Origin of the sequence: Limnohabitans sp. (assembly GCF_036804465.1) — a bacterium.
Lineage (GTDB): Bacteria > Pseudomonadota > Gammaproteobacteria > Burkholderiales > Burkholderiaceae_C > Limnohabitans.
The window spans coordinates 117,950-139,756 of sequence record NZ_DAIRSK010000004.1 but is presented as its reverse complement, the minus strand read 5'-3'; the positions used below and the strand labels follow the sequence as shown (position 1 = coordinate 139,756).

General features: G+C 54.5%; 21 protein-coding genes. 12 read left to right on the top strand and 9 right to left on the bottom strand.

Annotated features, from left to right (window positions below):
- Positions 1–5: 5 nt before the first annotated feature.
- The 6 genes from V7Q41_RS03380 to V7Q41_RS03355 all read right to left on the bottom strand — a co-directional run bounded on the left by V7Q41_RS03380 (position 6) and on the right by V7Q41_RS03355 (position 7,039).
- A complete protein-coding gene (locus tag V7Q41_RS03380) occupies positions 6–3,149 on the bottom strand; it encodes an efflux RND transporter permease subunit (protein ID WP_333842788.1) in 3,144 nt (1,047 codons plus the stop codon).
- A 16-nt stretch (positions 3,150–3,165) separates the two neighbouring features.
- Positions 3,166–4,293: an efflux RND transporter periplasmic adaptor subunit gene (locus tag V7Q41_RS03375; RefSeq protein ID WP_333842785.1), complete on the bottom strand. Its 1,128-nt coding sequence runs from the start codon at positions 4,291–4,293 to the stop codon at positions 3,166–3,168.
- Complete coding sequence (locus V7Q41_RS03370) at positions 4,290–4,847, bottom strand: hypothetical protein (protein ID WP_333842782.1); 558 nt, start codon at positions 4,845–4,847, stop codon at positions 4,290–4,292. Before V7Q41_RS03370 ends, V7Q41_RS03375 begins: the two co-directional genes overlap by 4 nt.
- A 38-nt stretch (positions 4,848–4,885) precedes the next feature.
- A complete protein-coding gene (locus V7Q41_RS03365) occupies positions 4,886–6,076 on the bottom strand; it encodes a TolC family protein (protein WP_333842779.1) in 1,191 nt (396 codons plus the stop codon).
- Positions 6,077–6,273: 197 nt separating this feature from the next.
- Positions 6,274–6,630, bottom strand: a complete 357-nt coding sequence (locus tag V7Q41_RS03360; RefSeq protein ID WP_333842776.1) for a hypothetical protein — start codon at positions 6,628–6,630, stop codon at positions 6,274–6,276.
- A gap of 52 nt (positions 6,631–6,682) precedes the next feature.
- Positions 6,683–7,039, bottom strand: a complete 357-nt coding sequence (locus tag V7Q41_RS03355; protein ID WP_324499194.1) for a DUF6876 family protein — start codon at positions 7,037–7,039, stop codon at positions 6,683–6,685.
- 536 nt (positions 7,040–7,575) lie between these two features.
- Between V7Q41_RS03355 and V7Q41_RS03350 the strand changes: the two genes are divergently transcribed.
- A complete protein-coding gene (locus V7Q41_RS03350) occupies positions 7,576–8,187 on the top strand; it encodes a tyrosine-type recombinase/integrase (protein WP_333842768.1) in 612 nt (203 codons plus the stop codon).
- Between the two features lie 46 nt (positions 8,188–8,233).
- Here V7Q41_RS03350 and V7Q41_RS03345 read toward each other — a convergent pair whose 3' ends face one another.
- Positions 8,234–8,527 (bottom strand): hypothetical protein, encoded by a 294-nt coding sequence (locus V7Q41_RS03345; protein WP_333842766.1) that lies wholly within the window; start codon positions 8,525–8,527, stop codon positions 8,234–8,236.
- Positions 8,528–8,860: 333 nt separating this feature from the next.
- Here V7Q41_RS03345 and V7Q41_RS03340 point away from each other — a divergent pair, with 333 nt between their 5' ends.
- Complete coding sequence (locus tag V7Q41_RS03340) at positions 8,861–9,076, top strand: YgaP family membrane protein (protein WP_333842764.1); 216 nt, start codon at positions 8,861–8,863, stop codon at positions 9,074–9,076.
- A gap of 35 nt (positions 9,077–9,111) precedes the next feature.
- Here V7Q41_RS03340 and V7Q41_RS03335 read toward each other — a convergent pair whose 3' ends face one another.
- Complete coding sequence (locus V7Q41_RS03335; RefSeq protein ID WP_333842762.1) at positions 9,112–9,393, bottom strand: heavy-metal-associated domain-containing protein; 282 nt, start codon at positions 9,391–9,393, stop codon at positions 9,112–9,114.
- Positions 9,394–9,453: 60 nt separating this feature from the next.
- Positions 9,454–9,819 (bottom strand): hypothetical protein, encoded by a 366-nt coding sequence (locus V7Q41_RS03330; protein WP_333842759.1) that lies wholly within the window; start codon positions 9,817–9,819, stop codon positions 9,454–9,456.
- Positions 9,820–9,939: 120 nt separating this feature from the next.
- Here V7Q41_RS03330 and V7Q41_RS03325 point away from each other — a divergent pair, with 120 nt between their 5' ends.
- The 10 genes from V7Q41_RS03325 to cynS all read left to right on the top strand — a co-directional run bounded on the left by V7Q41_RS03325 (position 9,940) and on the right by cynS (position 21,805).
- Positions 9,940–10,545, top strand: coding sequence for a Crp/Fnr family transcriptional regulator (locus tag V7Q41_RS03325; RefSeq protein WP_333842757.1), 606 nt, complete (start codon positions 9,940–9,942; stop codon positions 10,543–10,545).
- Between the two features lie 567 nt (positions 10,546–11,112).
- Positions 11,113–11,736 carry an ANTAR domain-containing response regulator gene (locus V7Q41_RS03320; protein ID WP_333842754.1) on the top strand — a complete coding sequence of 208 codons (624 nt, stop codon included), beginning with the start codon at positions 11,113–11,115 and terminating at the stop codon, positions 11,734–11,736.
- A 220-nt stretch (positions 11,737–11,956) separates the two neighbouring features.
- A complete protein-coding gene (locus V7Q41_RS03315; protein WP_333842751.1) occupies positions 11,957–13,201 on the top strand; it encodes a CmpA/NrtA family ABC transporter substrate-binding protein in 1,245 nt (414 codons plus the stop codon).
- A 9-nt stretch (positions 13,202–13,210) separates the two neighbouring features.
- Positions 13,211–14,002 carry a nitrate ABC transporter permease gene (gene ntrB, locus V7Q41_RS03310; RefSeq protein WP_333842748.1) on the top strand — a complete coding sequence of 264 codons (792 nt, stop codon included), beginning with the start codon at positions 13,211–13,213 and terminating at the stop codon, positions 14,000–14,002.
- Positions 13,999–14,832 (top strand): ABC transporter ATP-binding protein, encoded by an 834-nt coding sequence (locus V7Q41_RS03305; RefSeq protein WP_333842746.1) that lies wholly within the window; start codon positions 13,999–14,001, stop codon positions 14,830–14,832. Before ntrB ends, V7Q41_RS03305 begins: the two co-directional genes overlap by 4 nt.
- A 10-nt stretch (positions 14,833–14,842) precedes the next feature.
- Positions 14,843–17,314 carry a nitrite reductase large subunit NirB gene (nirB, locus tag V7Q41_RS03300; RefSeq protein ID WP_333842742.1) on the top strand — a complete coding sequence of 824 codons (2,472 nt, stop codon included), beginning with the start codon at positions 14,843–14,845 and terminating at the stop codon, positions 17,312–17,314.
- Positions 17,315–17,325: 11 nt separating this feature from the next.
- Positions 17,326–17,682 (top strand): nitrite reductase small subunit NirD, encoded by a 357-nt coding sequence (nirD, locus tag V7Q41_RS03295; RefSeq protein WP_333842740.1) that lies wholly within the window; start codon positions 17,326–17,328, stop codon positions 17,680–17,682.
- 26 nt (positions 17,683–17,708) lie between these two features.
- On the top strand, positions 17,709–20,546 hold the full coding sequence (locus tag V7Q41_RS03290; RefSeq protein ID WP_333842738.1) for a nitrate reductase: 2,838 nt from the start codon (positions 17,709–17,711) through the stop codon (positions 20,544–20,546).
- A complete protein-coding gene (gene cobA / locus V7Q41_RS03285; protein ID WP_333842735.1) occupies positions 20,543–21,334 on the top strand; it encodes a uroporphyrinogen-III C-methyltransferase in 792 nt (263 codons plus the stop codon). Before V7Q41_RS03290 ends, cobA begins: the two co-directional genes overlap by 4 nt.
- Before the next feature lie 27 nt (positions 21,335–21,361).
- Positions 21,362–21,805 carry a cyanase gene (gene cynS / locus V7Q41_RS03280; RefSeq protein ID WP_333842732.1) on the top strand — a complete coding sequence of 148 codons (444 nt, stop codon included), beginning with the start codon at positions 21,362–21,364 and terminating at the stop codon, positions 21,803–21,805.
- The last annotated feature ends 2 nt before the right edge of the window (positions 21,806–21,807 follow it).

The window sequence follows — 21,807 nt, the reverse complement described above, 5'->3', positions numbered from 1 at the left end:
ACTCGTCAAAACGCATCGTGCTCGGGTCTTTGCGGCTCATCGTCGGTGTTGCTTGGATTCAAAAGCCGATCCGTTGCCGCGGCGCCAAAACGCCAGAATAGCAGTGGTGTAAGCAAGGTGTCCAAAAGCGTAGAACTGATCAAGCCGCCAAAGATAACCACCGCCACTGGGTGCAGGATTTCCTTGCCAGGCGCGTCACCGGCCATCAGCAGCGGCGTCAATGCAAAGGCCGCCACTAGAGCAGTCATCAGTACCGGTGTCAGCCGTTCGATCGAGCCGCGCACGATCATGGGCTGGCTGAATGTCTCGCCTTCAAATCGGCACAGATTGATGTAATGACTGATTTTTAAGATGCCGTTACGCGTGGCAATACCAGCCAAGGTAATAAAGCCCACCATCGTTGCTACCGACAGCGTCACGCCCGCCAGCCACATCGCAACAACGCTTCCAATCAATGCAAGCGGAATGTTGGCCATGATGATGCCCGCAAGCACCGCCGAGCGATAACGCGAGTACAGCACCAGGAACATAAGCGCCAACGACACTAGCGACAAGCCCACGATCTGGCCGGTCGCCTGCTCCTGCGCTTGAAATTGACCTTCTAGGTTGATAAAGCTGCCGCTTGGGAGCGCTGTGGCCGCGATGGCTTTGCGGATATCGGCCACGATGCGTCCCATGTCGGAGCCATCGCTGTTGGCATAGACAACGATACGCCGACGGCCGTTTTCGCGCCCAATCTGGTTGGGGCCATCGGATTCCGTCACCGTGGCGAAGCTCGACACCGGTAAGCGTCCGGCCGGCGTATCTACCAACGTGCGAGCCAGATCCTGCGGGCTGCGCTTGTCGTCAGGCAACCGCAGAACCAAGTCGTAGCGTTTAGCTCCATCCACAATTTGCGAGCCGTGAGCACCGTCCGTCAGCGCCTTCAGGATGCGCAGTGCCTCACCCGGCGCCAGGCCTGTCTGCGCCAGACGCTGCGGGTCGAGTCGGACCATGATCTGTGGGATAAGCACCTGCTTCTCAACAGTCAAGTCCACCAGACCGGGAATGATGGCCAACTGGCCGCGCATCTGTTCGGCCAGCCCACGCAGGGTGTCGGTGTCGTCGCCGTAAATCTTTACCGCGATCTGGGCACGAACGCCCGAAAGCAAGTGATCCAACCTGTGCGAAATCGGCTGACCAATGGCCACTTGTCCGGGCAATACGACCAGTTGAGCGCGAATGCGTGCCATCACTTCCTCGCGATCGACTGGTTTGCCATCGCGATGCAAGTCCACGTCAATCTCGGTCGAGTGCACACCCTCGGCATGCTCGTCAAGTTCAGCTCGACCCGTACGCCGACCCACCTGACTGACCCCAGGCACCTGGCCGATCAGTTGTTCGGCAACCGCCCCCATGCGGTTGGCCTCAGCCAGTGAAGTACCCGGATTGAACAGCAGAGACAGCACCAGCGAGCCCTCGTTGAAAGCCGGCAGAAAAGCGCGTGGAAAAAAGGGCACGCTGGCGGCGGCCAAAGCAACTGCTACTACCGCACCACTGATCAGGACCCGCGCGCGCGGAAAGGACCAGTCCAGCAACCTTCGGTCCCAAGCCTTTAGGCGCGTCACAAGGGGGCTGTCCCCGTGTCCCAGCTGTTTCATTTTGGGAAGCAGGTAACTGCACAAGACCGGGGTCACTGTCATGGACACTGCCATCGACGCCAAGATGGAGACGATGTAAGCAATGCCCAACGGCGCAAACAAACGGCCTTCGATACCCGGCAAAGCGAACAAGGGCACGAATACCAGCACAACGATCACCGTGGCGTACACAATGCCCGAGCGCACTTCGACACTGGCCTGCTGCACGACCGCCATTACTGACCGCGGCTTGTCAAGGGCTCGGTTCTCTTTGAGTCGACGCAAGATGTTTTCAACGTCAACCACAGCATCGTCCACCAACTCACCAATCGCAATCGCCAAGCCCCCCAGCGTCATGACGTTGATCGACTGGTCCAGCCCGCGAAAGACCAAAGCCGTGACCGCCAGCGACAGTGGGATTGCAATTAAAGAGATCAGCGTGGTGCGTACAGACAGCAAGAACGCGAACAGCACGATGGCCACAATCACCGCGCCATCGCGCAGCGCCTCCGTCACATTACCAACGGAGGCCTTGATGAAATCGGCCTGCCGAAACAGCACTTGGGGTTTGGCAAGACCCTGTGGCAGGCCTGCCTCAAGATCACTCAAGGCTTGCTCAATCTGCTGACTGAGCTTCACCGTATCAGCAGCCGGCTGTTTTTGCACACTCAGGATCACAGCTGGTTGCCCTTGGTAACCTGCATCGCCACGCTTCAGGCCAGCGGCAAAGCGCACTTGAGCCACCTGCTCAAGCAACACGGGCCGACCATCCTTCCAAGCCACCGCCATGCCTTGCAAATCCTCCAGCCGCTGGGTTCGACCCATATGACGAATGAGGTATTCGCGGCTGTTGAGATCGATAAAACCGCCCCCAACGTTGCCGGCATATCCGCGCAGGGCCTGTTCGACTTGACTCAGGGAAATGCCCAGTTGGGCCATGCGCGCTGGATCAGGCTCCACACGCAACTGACGCACCTCACCGCCAATGGGGATCACCTGAGAGACGCCAGCAATGCCAAGCAAGCGAGGTCGCAAGACAAAGTCAGCGTATTCACGTGCCTGCATAGGGGTGGCCGCACCTTCGCCGCCTTGCAATGGCAGTGCAATCAGCATGATCTCGCCCATGATGGACGAGACGGGCCCCATCACCGGCGTGATGCTGGCAGGCAGTTGACTGCGCAGTTGCGCCAATCGCTCCGCAACCAACTGGCGATTGCGGTAAATGTCAGTGCCCCAGTCGAATTCGGCATACACGACCGACAGGCCAATGCCCGAGGTGGAGCGCACCCGCGTGACACCGGGCATGCCGTTGAGGGCCGTCTCGATGGGGAAGCTGACCAGTTGTTCGACCTCTTCCGGCGCCATGCCGCCTGCCTCAGTCATCACCGTCACGAGCGGTTTGTTAAGGTCGGGAAACACGTCGACCGGTGTACGCCAGGCGGTCAATGCCCCATAGACCATGAGCAAAGCCGCAAAGGCTAAGACGAATAGCCGATTGCGCAGGCTGTATTGAACGATCCAATTGAACATGATGCTTAATCTCCGTTCAGCGAATCTGCGCAACCAACGCCGCGCCTTGCACCAACACGCGGTTGTCAGCGGCCAGTCCTTGGGTGACCAACACCGTCACAGCGTCCAGAGCTTGAAACTGAACCGGCTGGGACATAAAGCGTTCAGCGCCCGTCTTGATCCAGACGATGGGTTCGTTAGAAGGACTGCGCACGACAGCAGACGCTGGCAGAACAATGCCCTTGCGCCGCTCGTTGAGTGCCGCGATCAGTGTCACAGGTTGACCGACAGCGAGAGGTGATGCGCCAGCAGCAACCGAAACTCGAAAGTTCAGCGGCAAAACGCCGTCACGCAAGTAGCGTGCGGCGCCTACCAGTTGCAACTTAACGCCCTCGACCCCAGACAGATAGGCCACGCCCAAGCGACCGCCAAGCGACACGTCGGGGGTGCTAGCTTCCACCATCAAACGAGAAGGATCAACGACCTCGATCAACACCTCGCGTGTGTCCACGATCTGGCCCGCCTTCACGTCGACACGTGCAATGACACCCGAGACCGGCGCGCGCAAAGGCTCACGCGCATCCAAACTCGCTGCGATGCGCTGTTCACGCTCAGTCAGTGACTGGACATCAATGCGTGCGACGTCAATGTCCTTTCGCGGCACCGTGCCTTCGAGCGACTCCAACCGGCGCAGGCGCTGCTCCGCTAAATCACGCGCAGCTCTTAGCTCAGCACGCTGCGATTGTTGTGCTGCCAAGGCAAACGGATCAGCATGATGGCGCACCCAAACCAGCACCTCGCCTTGCTTGACGGCTTGTCCCGCCATTGGCAAGCCACGCGGTCCAGGCTCAACACGTCCGCCATGTGTCGCTTGCACTTGGCCGCTGGCATTGGGGTCAACCACGACCCGACCCGGCAACTGAATGGTTGCGGCGGCCTCGGACTCGGGGGCGAGCTGGGTACGCAGTCCCATGCGCCTTTGTGCCAGCTTGGGCACATTCACGCTGCCATCCGGCAGGCGGGCAAGCCCACCGGCAGTGGACGAAGTTGCTTGATCCAAATGTTCACCATTCGGGCCGTGAGCGCCAGGGCCAGCCCAGACGGAAACGGCACCGACCATCGACAAAATCGCTACTAGAGCACCTAAATAAGACAGACGTTTCATACTTGACCTCCTTCGGAGAACTGACGCTGAAATTTTTTGCGCAGTAGTGCGGCTGCAATGCCCAGCAGCGCAAAAATAACCAACGCCCCAAGAGTCCACCACGCCCAATGAATGCCATGCTCATGATCGGCCGAGGACGCGGACACCCGCAACACGCCATCAAGCAAGTCGCTGTCCTCGCCCGCAAGCACAGTGATCACCAGAGGGTGCTCGCCCGGTGTAGAAAGCTTCTTCAGCATGGCCGGGTCATCGATCGCGTAATCACCGATGTCGGCGTGAAATTTAGCCTGCGCCTTTAGACCGCCTGACTCAACCTCAACTTGCGCTTTAAGCACGGGCTCATTGGTCGCAAATCGGTCAATCAAAATTGACAACTCGCCACCGGTCAGCGTTGCGACAAGCTCGAAAAGATCTGACTTGGCTTCAATTTGAAGGTTGGCCCGCATGCCGTTGGCGATACCCATTGTTGGCGCATCCAAGTGCTCGCCATTGGGGCCATGTGCGCCGGGGCCAGCCCAGGTGGTTGCAGGCATTAGTGCCAGCAGGCTGGCCATCAAGCCTGCCCAAACGAATCTGGAAATCAATGGATAAATCATGGCAGTAATCCCAAAGCTTGTTCAAGGCGAGCCATCGCCATGAGATGGTTAATCTGCTGCCGCGCGAAGGCACTCTCGGCACTGGCGGCTGCGGCCACGGCACGCAGCATTTCAGGCAGCGCCGTTTCACCGGCACGGAAGGACTTGTCGATCAAACGAGCCCGTTCTGCCAGCAATTGCGCGCGCTCTTGCTGCGCTTGCAGTTGAGCCTGACTAGAACCCAGTTGGCTCTGCGCCAGCTCTAGTTCGGCAGTTAAACGCTCGCGTGTCCGCTGCGCTTGGGTTTGTGCCGTGTCCAGCTCACCAAGCGCCGCAGCGATGCGCGGTTGCTGGTAGATCTGTCCACCCACAGGCACCCTAAGCGCCACCACCACACTGCTTTGCGAACTTGACCCTTGTCCCGAGAACTCTTGCCGCATGCCCAATGTCAGTTGTGGCGAATCAGGGCGCTGAACACGCGCCAGATCTGCTCGACGCTGGCCCAAGTCCAAGGTTGCGCTTGCGAGAACGAGTTCGGGGTGGTTGTCCGGCAATTGCGCCAAAGCGGGCGCGACACTCGCCTGCAATTTCAGAGGAGCAAGGCCCGTGAGCAAGTGCCATTGGGATTTCTGCACACCCAAGGCTTGACGCGCTGCACTTGCTTGCGCCTGGACCGCGAGCCACTCAGCCCGCGCTGCAAGCGCATCGGAGGGGGCGAGATCACCCGCACGCACGCGCCTTTCCACGTCCTGTGTCAATTGCTCCAGGACTTGGGCCTGCCGTTCCACTTGCTGCAATTCGACCTCGGCCAGATTCAAGGCGCCAATTGCATCGCGCAGCCGCCCTGCCAAGCGCAAGCGCTCAACCTGTTCAGTGACTTGAACCCAACCCGACTGAGATTGGGCCGCCTGCTCTCCAGCGGTGCGCTGTCCGAGCCGCCAAAGGGGAAACGCCATCCCAAGCTCGGTCTCACGGCTTCCGGCAGGCGCACCAGCACGCCCCTCGCGTTGTCCCATGCTCACGGCAGGTGCTGCAGCCAACCAGCTTTGACTTACGGCCAAGTCAGCCTGAGCGCGGGCAAAACGACCGCGTGATTCGGATACCTCCAATGAACGCAGCCAAGCAGCCTCGAGCGCTTGGTTGAGCGTAAGAGCGCCCGCCGCAGCATTGGACGAGGCTTGCGTACTTTGTTGCGCCCGCACTGGCATTGAAGCAGCGAGAGCTATGCATAGCAGCACGCAAGGCATTAAAGCGAGCGACGGCTGCCATGGCTCACGCCATGTCATTTTATTCATCATATTGATCGACTATTTACGCCCGGTCACATTGCGCCAAATACAGGCGCAGCGAAAGGGGCGGAACCAAAAAAGCACTGCGCAAGTTCAAGCGCAGGCACGGCCGAAAGTCAGGCCTTTGGTTTCGGGGGGCGTTCGAGTCCGTCGGGCAACAGCTGGCCCCTAGAGAAGAAACGCTCTAAAGAGAGGTAATAAGTGCCCGCCAGCAAAGGTAAAGAGCACTGCGGGGAAGGCAAGGCCGAAGAAAACTGACAGGCGTCGGACAGGCAATGCGCAGTTGATGCCGAGGAGTTGTCCTGATGAAAGTCTTCGGCGTGGTCGTCATGATGATGAGCAACACCTTGGAAGTGAAGTAACTCGTGCTGCTCTTGTTCTTCGTGGGCCACAAGCGCACCAGCTCCCGCAAAGGCCAGCGACTGCCAGCCTATGCAAAAGATTAAGAATACTTTGACCATGGTCTTAAACATGCAATGACTATATCAGAAATCATGTGGAAGCACCTACACGAAATCGACTATGTCAATACTCGCTAGGTAGCATGATCACCCAGTGCTCCCCGTCCCAGCAGGCATAAAGTGAAATGGCATGCATTGGAAAGTCCGTATATGGGATCTCTTGACGGGCATGTTCACTGCCACTGCCATCCTCGTAGATCATCGTTGCCCTGTTGCCATTGACAGTTACGCGCACTTGGACAAACCAGTCCTCAGTACCAATCTCACTTAGGTGGCTGGCAATTGCATCCATCATCCAAAAACACTCAGCCTCTTCAGCCAGGTACTTGGTTCCATCTGTCAGCAGATGCCTGCGGCTGATACGGAAATAGCCAGTTGTTCCAATAAATTGTGTCAGTTGGGTTTCATCAAAGTTTTTCATCTGTAGTCCTCTTGTGTGACTACAGTTTGTTTTCAGACACGCAGATGGACAACCGACATTTGGTAACCCGAAAACTTGGACGGGTACCGTGTAAAAATCACCATGGTGATTTGATAAGTACTCCACCTAAAAAATCCGCAGCGCAGAAATTTAGGCCTGCAGGACCCATTCGGGCTGCAGATACAAGCCGCATTACTCGCATAAATTTCAGTCGTTACTCGCAAAATACGACGCTTTTAAAAGCCCTATAGCGCGGCAATTTGCCCGCCCGAATACTTTGAATGCTGAGAACCCAGATCAGCGCTTGTAGGGCTTGCTCGCCAATCTGCGCTAGTTATCCACAGCTCACGTGAGTTATCCAAGAAAAATCACGAAAAATGTTACTTTTCCATGATTTCATGATTTGAGCGTTGAAATCATTGAAGAAAAAAACCGCTAAAAAGTTATCCACAGCCAGTTCATTTCGACCTGCTCAAACCCAGAAACCCGTCAGTTTGGCGGGACTCAGGTTGTCCAGCTAAATATATGAAAACACAATGCAATTAACGCAAACACATGATTTAGGAGATAACACCATGGCACAAGCAAAGACACTGACAACTGCTGAAATTGAGCGCTTGTTAACGCACATCAACACACGCAAGTACGCAGCCCGTAACAGATCAATGATGCTGCTCACGCACTGGGCAGGTTTGCGTATCGGTGAAGTAGCCTGCTTGCGCTGGAGCGATGTCACAACGACAGACGGGCAGATTAAAGATGAAATCCGCTTGCTACCTGACATGACCAAAGGCCGTCATGCCCGCACTGTATTTGTCAGCGCTAAGCTAAAAGCAGAATTGCAAGCCTATGCTGAGCAAGCCAAGTGCGTAGATCGCAGCTATCCATTCTTTGCTAGCCAAAAGAGCATCCGGGCAGGCTTCAACGCTAACAGCTTGGCACAGACTTTCGCCCTACTCTACGAAGGCGCTGGTGTTGAGGGTGCCAGCAGTCACAGCGGGCGCAGAACATTTTTAACAAACCTTGCTAACAAGGGCACTGCGATACACATCTTGAAAACGCTTGCTGGTCACCGCAGCATCAGCACTACCGCTGCTTACCTGTACAGCAGCCCAAGCCAGCTAAAGGCGGCAGTTGAGTTGGTCTAAGTCGAAAGTTCGACTCCTGATTGAGGAGTCGAACCATCAAAGCTCATCAGAAAGCACTTTTACTGTAATCTCTTATAGCCAGCTGCACCTGAACCCTTGCCATTTCAGCGATACCCAAATTTGGCAACACATTGGCAACTAGATGCTCGATAGCTTCGTTGAGGATTACTTGTCGCCTAATTGGTATGCGAGCTGTGTTGAAGTCTTTCAGGAACTCATCAATTTCGTAGGCTGCTTTACCTAGCTGAAAACTGGCATGCCGCAGGCATTTTTTAGCTTCATCCCGCACCCGCCTAGCTTCTTGCGCCCTCAGCTCGGCCATTTCTTCATCTTCATCCATTGCCACCGCCCTATTTGTTGCTGTGAAAACAGTTTTGCTTCAAACTTCAAAATGAGCAACCGAAATTTTCACGAGCAAGGGGGTGATTTTTAGCTCGTTGGCTTTACACCTTTATTGCGCGTCAAATGCAATTTTTAGTCAAGCAAGTTACGAAAAGCTTTTCGATCAACTCAGCCACTATGTGTTTGACAGGTAGCATCACACTGCGCTTCTAAAAATTGTCTACTGATTTGGGAGAATGCCATTAATTTATTTTTACACCCCAGAATTGATTTAACTCAACGAAACTCGTATGCGCTTCATATCAAATACTCAATCACTTAGGAGAAACTTATGAAATCAAACGTAGGAGGCATTGACCGCATTTTGCGCATTGCTGCAGGCTTAGTGCTTTTCGCTCTGGCGATCACAAATGTGGTGGGAATGTGGGGCTATATTGTTGGCGGCATTGTGCTGGCCACTGGTGTGTTTAGTTTTTGCGGTGCATACACTTTGTTTGGCTTGAACACTTGCCCACTCAAAGCCGCAGAAGACGAGCTAGCCAAGTAACAAGTCACTTAACCGACTTGGTACCTTGGTGCAAATCAGGAAATACGTCCAATCGCACAACTGACAAATGACTTGGCATTCGTCAGTCCTGCCTCCAACCCGCTGACGCTGCCGTGCTCGGGATAGCCCATCGACCTGAGCTTTGAAACCACAGTCTCTCGCAACGACTCATCTGCCACCACGCTAACCATCTGCTGCTCTTGGTCAATCACGATATGAGACAGCCCCTCAATCGAGGTTAACCCCTTTATGATGGACTTTTCACAGCCACCGCATTTGATGTTTTCAACATGAATTTGAATTTGATTGACTGACATAAAAGCTCCCTTGATTGAAAAGTAAAACCACCCACAGGTGGTTTTACGGATACGGATAAGTTATCCGCAGTTTTTGCCCCACATCATGTGCGGTCCGTGTCCTGCTGGCAAAGTAATGCCTTTGTCCTTGGCTCGCTTTTCCATTTCAGAATGGTTTGCTGTCATGACGGCTTGTCGCTCTTCTGGCGTTTTAGCGTCAATCATTTTGTCCATCATGGCAAGTCTTTCGGCTGGAGTCATAAGCTCTCGCATGACTTTCATGTCGGAATTTTGTCCCGACATTTGTCCATGCATCATTCCCCCCCGCATCATGCCCTGCCCCGTACCATTACCAAAGGGGCCTTGTTGAGCGTAAACAGCTCCAACTGCCAAGCCGAGCCCCAAAACGGTAGCAACACCTATCGCGATTTTCTTTACGGTTTTCATTTTCAATTCCTTATTCATTCAATTAGTTACAACAACAACTCGATCCACTTTTACGAGACCTCCTTATTTGTTAATCGAATTGTTGAGCAGCCTCACCGATACGCGTATGATTTTGGTCATATGAAAAGCATTCTTTTACCGCCATCGTTAACAACGCTCTTACCTAAGCAAATGCATCCACTTTGCGAGGGTGCCTATTACAAGAAGCACCAAAGGCTATTTCTCACTGGAGAACGGCCTCACTGGATGTTCTTTGTGGTCAGTGGTGAAGTAACGCTAGAGCGAACGGGACTTCAAGGTGAGCCTGTTGTACTGCAGAGAACTCGACTTGGCTTTGTTAGCGAGGCAAGTCTCAAGGTGTCCAAATACCACTGCGATGCACTAGCCATCACCGATACGACCGTGATCAAAGTACCAGCAAAAGAATTAGCGGTGGTTCTTGATCGAGATCCAGACTTTGCAAGTCGTTGGATTGATATGCTCAACAGCGAGGTCAAGCGCCTACGTCTTCACTGCGAGCGTTTGAGTATGAAGTCAGTGAAAGACCGTGTTCTGCATCTTATCGACACAGAGGGCAAGAACGGACGGTACCAAGTGAGTTCGGGATTGAAGTCTTTGTCAGGAGAACTTGGCGTTACACATGAAGCTCTATATCGAACATTAGCGATATTGGTAAAAAACAAAACTATCAGCCGAGATGAAGCTTTACTTGTTCTTACCAATTAATTGATGAGCGGCCTACGAACTACAAATCAATCGCACGAGGTATTCCACGGTTTTCAATTCCGATGCCGCTCAAATGATCAAGTTCGAGCCCCGCGTGTAGATCCGAACTTCGGCCCCAACTGGTTCGAGCCCCAAGCCTGGCCTCGAACTTTCACCTGCATAATGACGCTGACAATCGCAAATTTGACTGTTTTGGCCAGAAAGTTACATTATGTAACTTTTGGGGTTATTACACGAAATATTACACGTTTATCAAAAACCCGTATAAGTTGTTGATTTATAGGGATTTTTTACGAGCCTGGCTTTCTATTAATCAGGGGTTTAGTGGTCAAAACTTACATCACTGTTAAGGCCAATTTTTATCATTTTTTACACGCTTGATCGCACGGTCAGTGGCTAAAAACAAGCTACAGACATCAATCAGCAAGAGCTCCTCCCAGTTCGAGATCAGACTCAATTTCTGCCTACTAAATTGGCTGAATGCGAACAAACAATGATGGTGGCTTGATATTTGCTTGAATCAATTGGTCAAAGCAATTTCGCAAATAAAAAAGAGCCGCACAAAAAATGACTGCTTTAAAAATTGTCGTTGTGGTTCCTGACTTAGATGTCCAAGACCAAAATGATGATCACGCGATTTCACAAGCTGAACGCTCCAGAGCACTGCGAATAGGGCTGCTAGAAAGCGGATTTAATCTAATTGCCTCATTGCCGGCCGATGTGTTTTTGGCCGAGCGCATTCATCAACTGCAGCCCGACCTCATTATTGTGGACGCCGAGTCTGAAGCGCGTGATGCTCTAGAGCACGTGGTGTTCGCCACCCGCGATGCACGCCGCCCCATCGTGCTTTTCACAGACGACAGCGACACCACGCACGTGCGCGACGCAGTGGCTGTCGGCGTCTCCGCCTACATCGTGGACGGACTCTCAAGCGCCCGCATACGTCCTATCTTAGATGTAGCTATGGCTCGCTTTGAATACGAAGAGCGCTTACGCGATGAGCGCGACGATGCTCGCAACGCGTTACAAGAACGCACACTGGTTGATCGCGCCAAAGCCTTATTGATGGAGCGCCAAGGTTTGAGTGAAAAAGACGCTTTCACAAAACTTCGCAAAATAGCAATGGACAAGGGTTTGAAGATGGGCGAAGTCGCTCAGCGCACTCTTGACATGGCAGCGCTGATATCCTAGTTTGGTGCGCCTCTCTTGGTGCAGTTTCATTCAAACGCCCCAGCTTGGGGCGATATTCATTCGGGAGAACCCTAGAACGCTGGCACAGCTATTGCAAGCCCAAAGCTAAGAACCGATAACGGTTCAAGGACAACGGCGTCCCCACCCATGTAATTCATGTGCATGCGGTGAGGACGCCTTTGTCGTTTCTGCCCCAGTTTTTTTACTTAGGAGTGAAGTCATGACGAAACTTTTGGAGACACCCATGAGCCGCCGCAATGTATTGCAAGCCGCCACTGCAAGCGCACTCACCATCGCGCCCGCCTTACGTGCTGCGGTGTATGCGCAAGGTTCGGACAAGCCTGAAAAAGAAGAAGTCAAGATCGGCTTTATTCCACTCACCGACTGTGCGAGCGTGGTAATGGCTTCTGTACTGGGCATCGACAAAAAATACGGCGTGAAGATCATCCCGTCTAAAGAGTCAAGCTGGGCTGGAGTACGTGACAAGTTGGTGAACGGTGAACTGGACTTTGCCCACGCCTTGTATGGCCTAATTTACGGCGTCCACATGGGCACAGCCGGTCCTAAGAAAGACATGGCTGTGTTGATGAACTTGAACCAAAACGGCCAAGCCATCACGCTGTCTAAGAAACTCGCTGACAAAGGCGCGGTCGATGCGGCCAGTTTGGCCAAACTGATGGCCACTGACAAGCGTGAATACACCTTCGCGCAAACCTTCCCTACCGGCACACACGCCATGTGGCTGTATTACTGGTTGGCAAGCGTAGGCGTTAACCCACTCAAAGAAGCCAAGGTCATCACCGTGCCGCCACCTCAAATGGTGGCCAACATGCGCGTTGGCAACATGGACGGCTATTGCGTGGGTGAGCCTTGGGGCCATCGTGCGATTGCCGATGGAATTGGTATCACTGCGGCCACTACCCAGGACATTTGGCGTGACCACCCTGAGAAAGTGCTGGGCACGACCGGCGACTTCGTCAAAAAATATCCCAACACAGCACGCGCTGTCACGGCAGCGATCTTAGAAGCGGGCAAGTGGATCGATGCGGGACTGCAAAACAAAATGAAGATGGCCGAAACCATCGCCGATAAATCCTATGTCAACACCAGCGTGGACGTGATCAACCAACGCATCTTGGGCCGCTACCAAAACGGTTTGGGCAAAACGTGGGACGACCCCAACCACATGAAGTTCTTTAACGACGGTACGGCCAACTACCCCTATTTGTCTGACGGCATGTGGTTCCTCACGCAGCACAAGCGTTGGGGCTTGCTAAAAGATCACCCCGACTATTTAAAGGTGGCCAAAGAGATCAACCAAACCGAGATTTTTAAACAAGCGGCAGCAGCCAGCAAAACACCCGTACCTAAGAGTGACTTGCGCAGCAGTAAGTTGATGGACGGTGTGGTGTGGGACGGCAAAGACCCTGCGAAATATGCCGACAGTTTCAAGATTCACGCTTAAAGGTATTTCATGCCCACCTCTTTGAAAAATTTCTCATCACACGTGGTGCCACCCCTCATGGGCTTGGCATTACTGGTGGGCATTTGGTCGCTGGTGTCCATCACCAGCACCAACAACTTTCCCAACCCTACCGATACATTCTGGCAAGCCGTGGATGTGTTTAGCAATCCTTTCTACAGCAATGGCCCCAACGACCAAGGTGTGGGATGGAACGTGTGGAGCTCACTCAAGCGCGTGGCACTGGGCTTTGGTCTTGCCGCCTTGGTGGGTATTCCATTGGGGTTCTTAATTGGGCGCTTCGAATTTTTGTCACGCATGTTCAATCCGCTTATCAGCTTGTTGCGTCCTGTGTCACCGTTGGCTTGGTTACCGATTGGTTTGTTGGTGTTTAAAGGCGCTAACCCAGCGGCCATTTGGACCATCTTCATTTGCTCAATTTGGCCAATGGTCATCAACACGGCGGTGGGCGTGCAACGTGTGCCACAAGACTACATGAACGTGGCGCGTGTGCTCAACCTCTCCGAGTGGAAGATCGTCAGCAAGATTTTGTTTCCTGCTGTATTGCCCTACATGTTGACTGGCGTGCGATTGGCTGTAGGCACGGCGTGGTTGGTCATCGTCGCCGCAGAGATGCTGACAGGCGGCGTGGGCATTGGCTTTTGGGTTTGGGACGAATGGAACAACTTGAACGTGAAAAATATCATCATCGCCATCTTCGTGATTGGTGTCGTTGGTTTGGTGTTGGAGTACGCCCTCATCAAACTCGCTACAGCATTCACATTTGAAGAGGTACAGTCATGAACGCATCGTTGACAAGCAAGTATTTGCAAATTCAGGGCGTGGCCCAAACCTTTAAAACAGCCAAGGGCGATTTCCCTGCCCTGCGCAACATCGATCTGAATGTGAGTAAAGGCGAGTTTGTCACCCTCATTGGCCACTCAGGCTGCGGAAAGTCCACCTTACTTAACCTGATTGCTGGCTTGACCATGCCGACTGAAGGCAATTTGATTTGCGCCAACCGCGAAATCGCAGGCCCTGGCCCCGAGCGTGCGGTGGTATTTCAAAATCACTCGTTGCTCCCTTGGCTCACCTGCTTTGAAAACGTCTACCTCGGTGTGGAACGCGTGTTCGGACAAAGCGGTGTCGTGGACGGTAAACCCAAAGAAGACAAAGCCAAACTGACCGCCCGCACACATGCGGCCTTAGAGATGGTAAGCCTGAGCCACGCGGCCTTCAAACGACCTGGAGAAATCTCAGGCGGAATGAAGCAACGTGTGGGTATTGCACGCGCCTTGGCAATGGAGCCGCAAGTATTGTTGATGGACGAGCCATTTGGCGCCTTGGATGCATTGACCCGAGCCAAGCTGCAAGACGAGTTGCTAGCAATTGTGGCCAACACCCAAAGCACGGTGGTCATGGTGACGCACGATGTGGACGAAGCCGTTTTGCTGTCCGACAAGATAGTAATGCTGACCAACGGACCTGCAGCCACCATCGGCGAAATACTGAGAGTCGAGCTGCCCCGCCCTCGCTCACGTGTAACGCTCGCGGACGACTCAGCTTATTTGCAATATCGAAAAGCTGTGATTGACTTTTTATATACGCGCCAAGCGCACGTTGAAAAACATTGAGGAGCATCCCATGACGCAAAAACTCAAACTCGTGATGGTGGGCAACGGCATGGCCGGCGTGCGCACCCTCGAAGAGCTCATCAAACTCACGCCCGATCTTTACGACATGACGGTCTTTGGCTCTGAACCCCACCCCAACTACAACCGCATCTTGTTGTCGCCGGTATTGGCGGGTGAGCAAACCTTGGATGAAATCATCCTCAACCCAATCGACTGGTACACAGACAACCACATCACGCTACACACCAGCTGGACTGTGACCGAGGTGGACCGCGTCAAGCGAGTGGTGCATGCCACCAACGCCTTAGGCGAAGTTCAAAGCGCACCATATGACCGCTTGATTTTGGCCACCGGCTCTAACCCCTTCATGCTTCCGATACCGGGTCGAGAGCTAGACGGCGTCCTGGCCTACCGCGACATCGCCGATACACAGGCCATGATTGATGCCGCCAAGAAATACAAACACGCGGTGGTGATTGGCGGCGGTTTGCTGGGTCTAGAAGCCGCCAATGGTTTGATGAAACGCGGCATGAGCGTCATCGTGGTGCACGTCGGCGAATGGTTAATGGAACGGCAGCTCGACAAAGTCGCAGGCGGCTTGTTGCAACGCTCACTCGAAGAACGCGGCATGCAGTTCCGCATGCAGGCACACACCCAAGAATTGCAAGCTGACAAAAACGGGCGCGTGACGTCGGTATTATTCAAAGATGGCTCACACGTGCCCGCCGAGTTGGTGGTAATGGCCGTGGGCATTCGCCCCAACACAGCATTGGCCGAAAAAATGCACCTGCATTGCGAGCGCGGCATTGTGGTCAGCGACACACTGCAAACCGTAACTGACCCGCGAATTTACGCCGTTGGCGAATGCGCCGCCCATCGTGGAATTGCCTACGGTTTGGTGGCGCCCTTGTTTGAACAAGGCAAGGTTTTGGCCAACCATTTGGCCGAGTTCGGTATTGGCCGCTACACCGGCTCGCTAACCTCAACTAAGCTCAAAGTCACTGGCATCGATTTGTTCAGCGCAGGTGACTTCATGGGCAGTGACGATGGCAGCACCGAAGAGATTGTGTTGAGCGACCCGCACGAAGGCGTATACAAAAAACTCGTCATCCGCAACGACCAATTGGTGGGTGCGTGTTTGTATGGCGACACCGTGGACGGAAGCTGGTACTTCAAGCTGCTGCGCGATGGACGCAGCGTGGCGGACATTCGCGAGAAGCTGATGTTTGGTGAATCCAACATTGGCGACGTAGGCCATGAAGGTCACAGCAAAGCCGCCAGCATGCCCGACGATGCCGAGGTGTGCGGTTGCAACGGTGTGAAAAAAGGCGCGATTTGCAAAGCCATCAAGGACAAAGGTTTGTTCACTTTGGATGAGGTGCGCAAACACACCAAAGCTAGCGCGTCGTGCGGCTCCTGCACGGGCTTGGTAGAACAAATTTTGATGTTCACTGCGGGCGGCGACTACTCGGCCACGCCGAAGAAAAAAGCCATCTGCGGTTGCACCGAGCACAGCCACCAAGAAGTGCGCGACGCGATTTCGCAGAGCAAGCTGTTGACCAACGAGTCAGTGTTTGAATTTTTGAATTGGAAAAAACCAAGCCCGGACACCAAAGCCACAGGCTGCGCCACGTGCCGTCCTGCCATCAACTATTACCGTATGAGTAGCTGGCCTAAAGAAGCCTTGGATGACCCGCAAAGCCGCCTCATCAACGAGCGCAGCCACGCCAACATCCAAAAGGACGGTACCTACAGCGTCATCCCGCGCATGTGGGGTGGCGAGACCACCGCCGATGAATTGCGCCGCATCGCCGACGTGGTGGACAAGTACAAGATCCCCACTGTCAAAGTCACGGGTGGTCAACGGATTGACTTGCTCGGCGTGAAGAAAGAAGACTTAGTCAATGTGTGGAAAGACATTGGCATGCCCAGCGGTCATGCCTACGCCAAGGCCTTGCGTACGGTCAAAACTTGCGTGGGCAGCGAGTGGTGCCGCATGGGTACGCAAGACAGCACGCAGATGGGCAAGGATTTAGAAAAAGCCATGTGGCGCATGTATGCCCCACACAAGGTGAAGTTCGCCGTGTCGGGCTGCCCGCGCAACTGTGCAGAAGCGGGTATCAAGGACGTGGGCATCATCGGCGTGGACAGCGGCTGGGAGATGTACATCGCCGGCAATGGCGGCATCAAAACCGAAGTGGCAGAGTTCTTTGTGAAGGTTAAAACCTCCGAAGAAGTGATGGAGTACACCGGCGCCTTCATGCAGCTCTACCGAGAAGAAGGTTGGTATTTAGAGCGCACCGTGCACTACGTGAACCGCGTGGGCATGGACTACGTGAAGAAAAAAATCTTAGACGACGAAACAGGCCGCAAAGCCTTGTGGGCACGCTTGCAATTCACTCTCGACGGCGAACCAGATCCATGGTTTGAGTTCGACAAAGCGCAAGTCGATACGCGCCAGTTTGAAGCCATCACCATTTAAGGACACACACCATGACCGACTGGAAAGTCATTTGTAAAGTGGATGACATCCCCGTGCTGGGCGCACGTCGCGTGCAGCGCGCCAAGGGTGTAGAAGTGGCGGTGTTTCGTAATGCCGAAGATAAGGTCTTTGCCCTACTGGACCAATGCCCACATAAACGGGGACCATTAAGTCAAGGCTTGGTGTTTGGCGAAACCGTGGTGTGCCCACTGCACAACTGGAACATCGGTTTAGCCGACGGCTGCGCACACGCCCCAGACGTTGGCTGCACCACCCGCTTTGCGGTGCGTGTAGAAAATGGCGAAGTGGCCTTGAATGTGAACGAGCTCAACACGCTCGCCATTGACGACGCCACTGTCGCGAACTGAAACACACCAACGGCTCGAAAGAACCCATGAAAGAAACGCGTTCAACCTGCCCCTATTGCGGTGTGGGCTGTGGCATCATCATCGAATCAAACGCGGGCCACATCACCGGTGTGCGCGGCGACCCTGCGCACCCAGCTAACTTTGGGCGCTTGTGCAGCAAAGGGGCTGCATTGCACCTATCGGCCAGCCCTTCCATAGCTGCACAAACACGTTTGCTACAACCCATGCGTCGCTTAGTGCGTGGCGGCAGTTTGCAGCCAACAACGTGGGACAGTGCCATGCAATTGGCCAGCCAAACACTGGGCAACATCGTGCGCACACACGGAGCAGATGCGCTTGGCATTTATGTGTCGGGCCAATTGCTGACTGAAGACTATTACGTGTTCAACAAATTGGCCAAAGGCTTGCTGGGCACCAACAACATCGACACCAACTCGCGCCTGTGCATGAGCAGCGCGGTGGCGGGCTACAAGCTCACCCTAGGTGCCGACGCGCCACCCGCATGCTACGACGACGTGATGCACGCCGATTGCTTGTTCATCGCGGGCAGCAACGCAGCGTACGCACACCCTGTTCTGTTCAGACGCATCGAAGATGCACGCGCTAAGAACCCAAAACTCAAAATCATCGTGGCCGACCCACGCCGCACCGACACCGCTAGCAGCGCCGACCTGCACTTGGCATTGCAACCTGGCACCGACGTGACGCTGTTTCACGGCATGCTGTATGTGATGCTGGCCGAAGGCTGGGTAGACAAAGCCTACATCACCGCGCACACAGAAGGCTTTGACGCGCTGGAAACTTTGGTGGCCGACTACACACCCGCCCGTGTGCACGAGATCTGCGGTATCAATCCTGAACAACTGATGCAAGCGACACGCTGGTTTGCAGGAGTACCCGACCTCAACGAGGCCTACACGCCCAAACCCGCGTGGCGTACGCTCAGCCTGTATTGCCAAGGCTTGAACCAATCCAGCAGCGGCACCGCCAAAAACGCTTCGCTCATCAACTTGCATTTGGCAACGGCGCAAATTGGCAAAGCGGGCGCAGGCCCCTTCTCGCTGACGGGCCAACCCAATGCCATGGGTGGCCGTGAAGTGGGTGGTTTAGCCAACCTCATCAGCGCACACCGCGACATTAGCAACCCCGAACACCGCGCCGAAGTGGCTGCCCTGTGGGGCATTGACGATGTGCCATCTAAGCCCGGCAAGACCGCCGTGGAAATGTTTGAAGCCGCCGCTGACGGTGAAATCAAAGCGCTGTGGATTGCCTGCACCAACCCCGCCCAATCTATGCCCGACCAAGCCACGGTCCGCCGTGCTTTAGAACGCGCCGAGTTTGTGGTGGTGCAAGAAGCCTTTGCAACCGCAGAGACCTGCGACTTCGCCGACTTGCTGCTACCCGCCACCACCTGGGGCGAAAAAGAAGGCACCGTCACCAATAGCGAACGTCGCATCACCCGCGTGCGTGCGGCTGTACCTGCACCTGGACAAGCCAAACACGATTGGCAAATCGTGGTGGACTTGGCCACACGGTTGGCACAAGAGCCAGGCGTAGCCCCGCACAAAGACGGCCTGCACATGGCCTACACCTCGCCCGAGGAAATTTGGGTGGAGCATCGCGAATCCACCCGTGGTCGCGACCTTGACATCACCGGCCTGAGCTACGCGCATTTAGACCAAAGCCCTGAGCAATGGCCCATGCGCGAAGGTGCCACACAAGGGCAAGCGCGTTTGTATGAAGACAGCCTATTTGCCACCGCCAATGGTCGCGCCAAATTTGCAGCCCTGCCTTATGTGCCCACTGCAGATGTGCGTGAATCGCGCTTTCCGTTCTCGCTCAACACAGGCCGCTTACGCGACCAGTGGCATGGCATGACGCGCACAGGCTTGGTAGGAAAACTGTTTGGCCACGTGCCCGAACCCATGGTGCAACTGCACCCAGACGACATGTCGCGGCTTGGCTTTAATGAGGGCACTTTGGTACACGTCACTAGCAAACGTGGGTCGATCGTGTTGCCTGCCCAAGCCAGTGCTGACCTTGGCGTACACCAAGCGTTTATTGCCATGCATTGGGGCGCAGCGTTTTTGAGTGGACGTGACCACCAAAACAAACCTCTCGCGGGGGTGAACGCCATCACCACCTCGGCGTATTGCCCAACCTCGAAGCAGCCTGAGCTCAAGCATGCGGCGGTCAAAGTACTCAAAGCCGAATTGCCTTGGACTTTACTCGCCGTGGCGTGGCTGCCCGAGAAAAAAGCACAAATCACTTTACAAAATCTGCGTGCGCGCATGGTGCAGTTTGAATTCGCCAGCTGTGTACCTTTCAGTGATACACCTATTGAGGGCCAAGCACGTCAGGGTGTGTTGATGCGTGCAGCCTGCAGCGAAGTGGCTGATATGGCGCTACTGCATGACATTGAACAACTCTTACGGCTTAACGGTACAGACAGCCTGCGCTACGTCGATGCCAAACGCAGCCAACTACGAAGCCTGCGATTGCAACATAGCGATGCCAATCCAACCAAAGACACACAACTCAGCGCCTTCCTCATTGCAGGCGACACCTCGGCCGAAACGTGGCTCAAAGCCTTGCTGCAAACCCAAGCGTCAACCCAGGCCTACGGTCGTCGCTTGTTGATGACCGGCAGCAAACCACCGGTAGCCTTGGTCGATTCGGGCAACACGGTGTGCAGCTGTGTGGGGGTGAAAGACATTGCCATTCACAACCACCTCAAGATTTACAAAGGCGACAGCGCACAACGCTTAGCCTCCTTACAAGGCACGCTCAAGTGCGGTACCCAATGCGGCTCGTGCGTGCCTGAACTGCGCCGCATGATTCAACTCACCGAGAGCACGACATGATAAAGCAGCAGACACACCAGCAACCCCACGTCACACTTGTAGGCGCTGGCCCAGGAGACCCTGAGCTACTCACACTCAAAGCCGTCAAAGCCATTGCCGCTGCCACCGTGTTGCTCGTCGACGATTTGGTGAGTGACGCCATCGTGGCTAATGCCTCGCCCTCTACACGCATCATCTATGTGGGCAAACGCGGTGGCTGCAAATCCACACCTCAGGCTTTCATTGAAAAACTGATGCTGCAAGAAGCTTTGGCAGGTGAAAACGTGGTGCGCCTCAAAGGCGGCGACCCGTTCATCTTTGGACGTGGTGGTGAAGAGGTGGAGCATCTGCAACAGCAAGGCGTAAATGTCACAGTCATCAACGGAATCACGGCCGGTTTGGCAGGCGTCACATCGCTGGGCGTGCCACTGACGCACCGCGCCCATGCACATGGCGTGTTGTTCATCACGGGTCATGCCAAACAAGGCGCAACGGATGCGGTGGACTGGGCGGCGTTGTCGCACACCGCCGCACAAGCAAAGCTTACCTTGGTGATTTACATGGGGATGAGCGGTGCAGCACAGCTGCAAGCCTCGTTGCTGCAGGGACTCAGCACACACACACCTGTGGCAGTGATTCAACATGTGAGCCTGCCCACGCAACGCCATGTGGTGTGCACGCTCAGCGATCTACACAACACAGTGATACGTGACCAAATGGCCAGCCCTTCCGTCATCGTGGTGGGCGATGTGTTGCAAGGCTTGCTCCAACTCGAACAATCCAACCAGCGCTTCGTCGCTGCGGCCTAAATATTTTCAAGCAACTCAGGAGTCATCATGAACCGTCTCGACGTGACCGAAAAAATCATCAGCACCAAAGTCTCCAAAGGTATCAAGTGGGAAGACGTTGCCAAAAAAGTGGGCCTCTCCAAAGAGTGGACCACGGCCGCTTGCTTGGGCCAAATGACCTTAGATGCCAAACAAGCCAAAGTGGTTGGCAAAATTTTTGACCTCGATGCCGAAGAGCAAAAGTGGCTGCAAGTGGTGCCCTACAAAGGCTCCTTGCCCACACCTGTGCCCACCGACCCATTGATTTACCGCTGGTACGAAATCGTCAGCGTGTACGGCACGACCATCAAAGAACTCATTCACGAAGAGTTTGGCGACGGTATCATGAGCGCGATTGATTTCTCGATGGACATCGTGCGTCAACCCGACCCCAAAGGTGACCGCGTCAATGTGGTGCTGTCGGGTAAATTCTTACCCTATAAACAATACTGAGC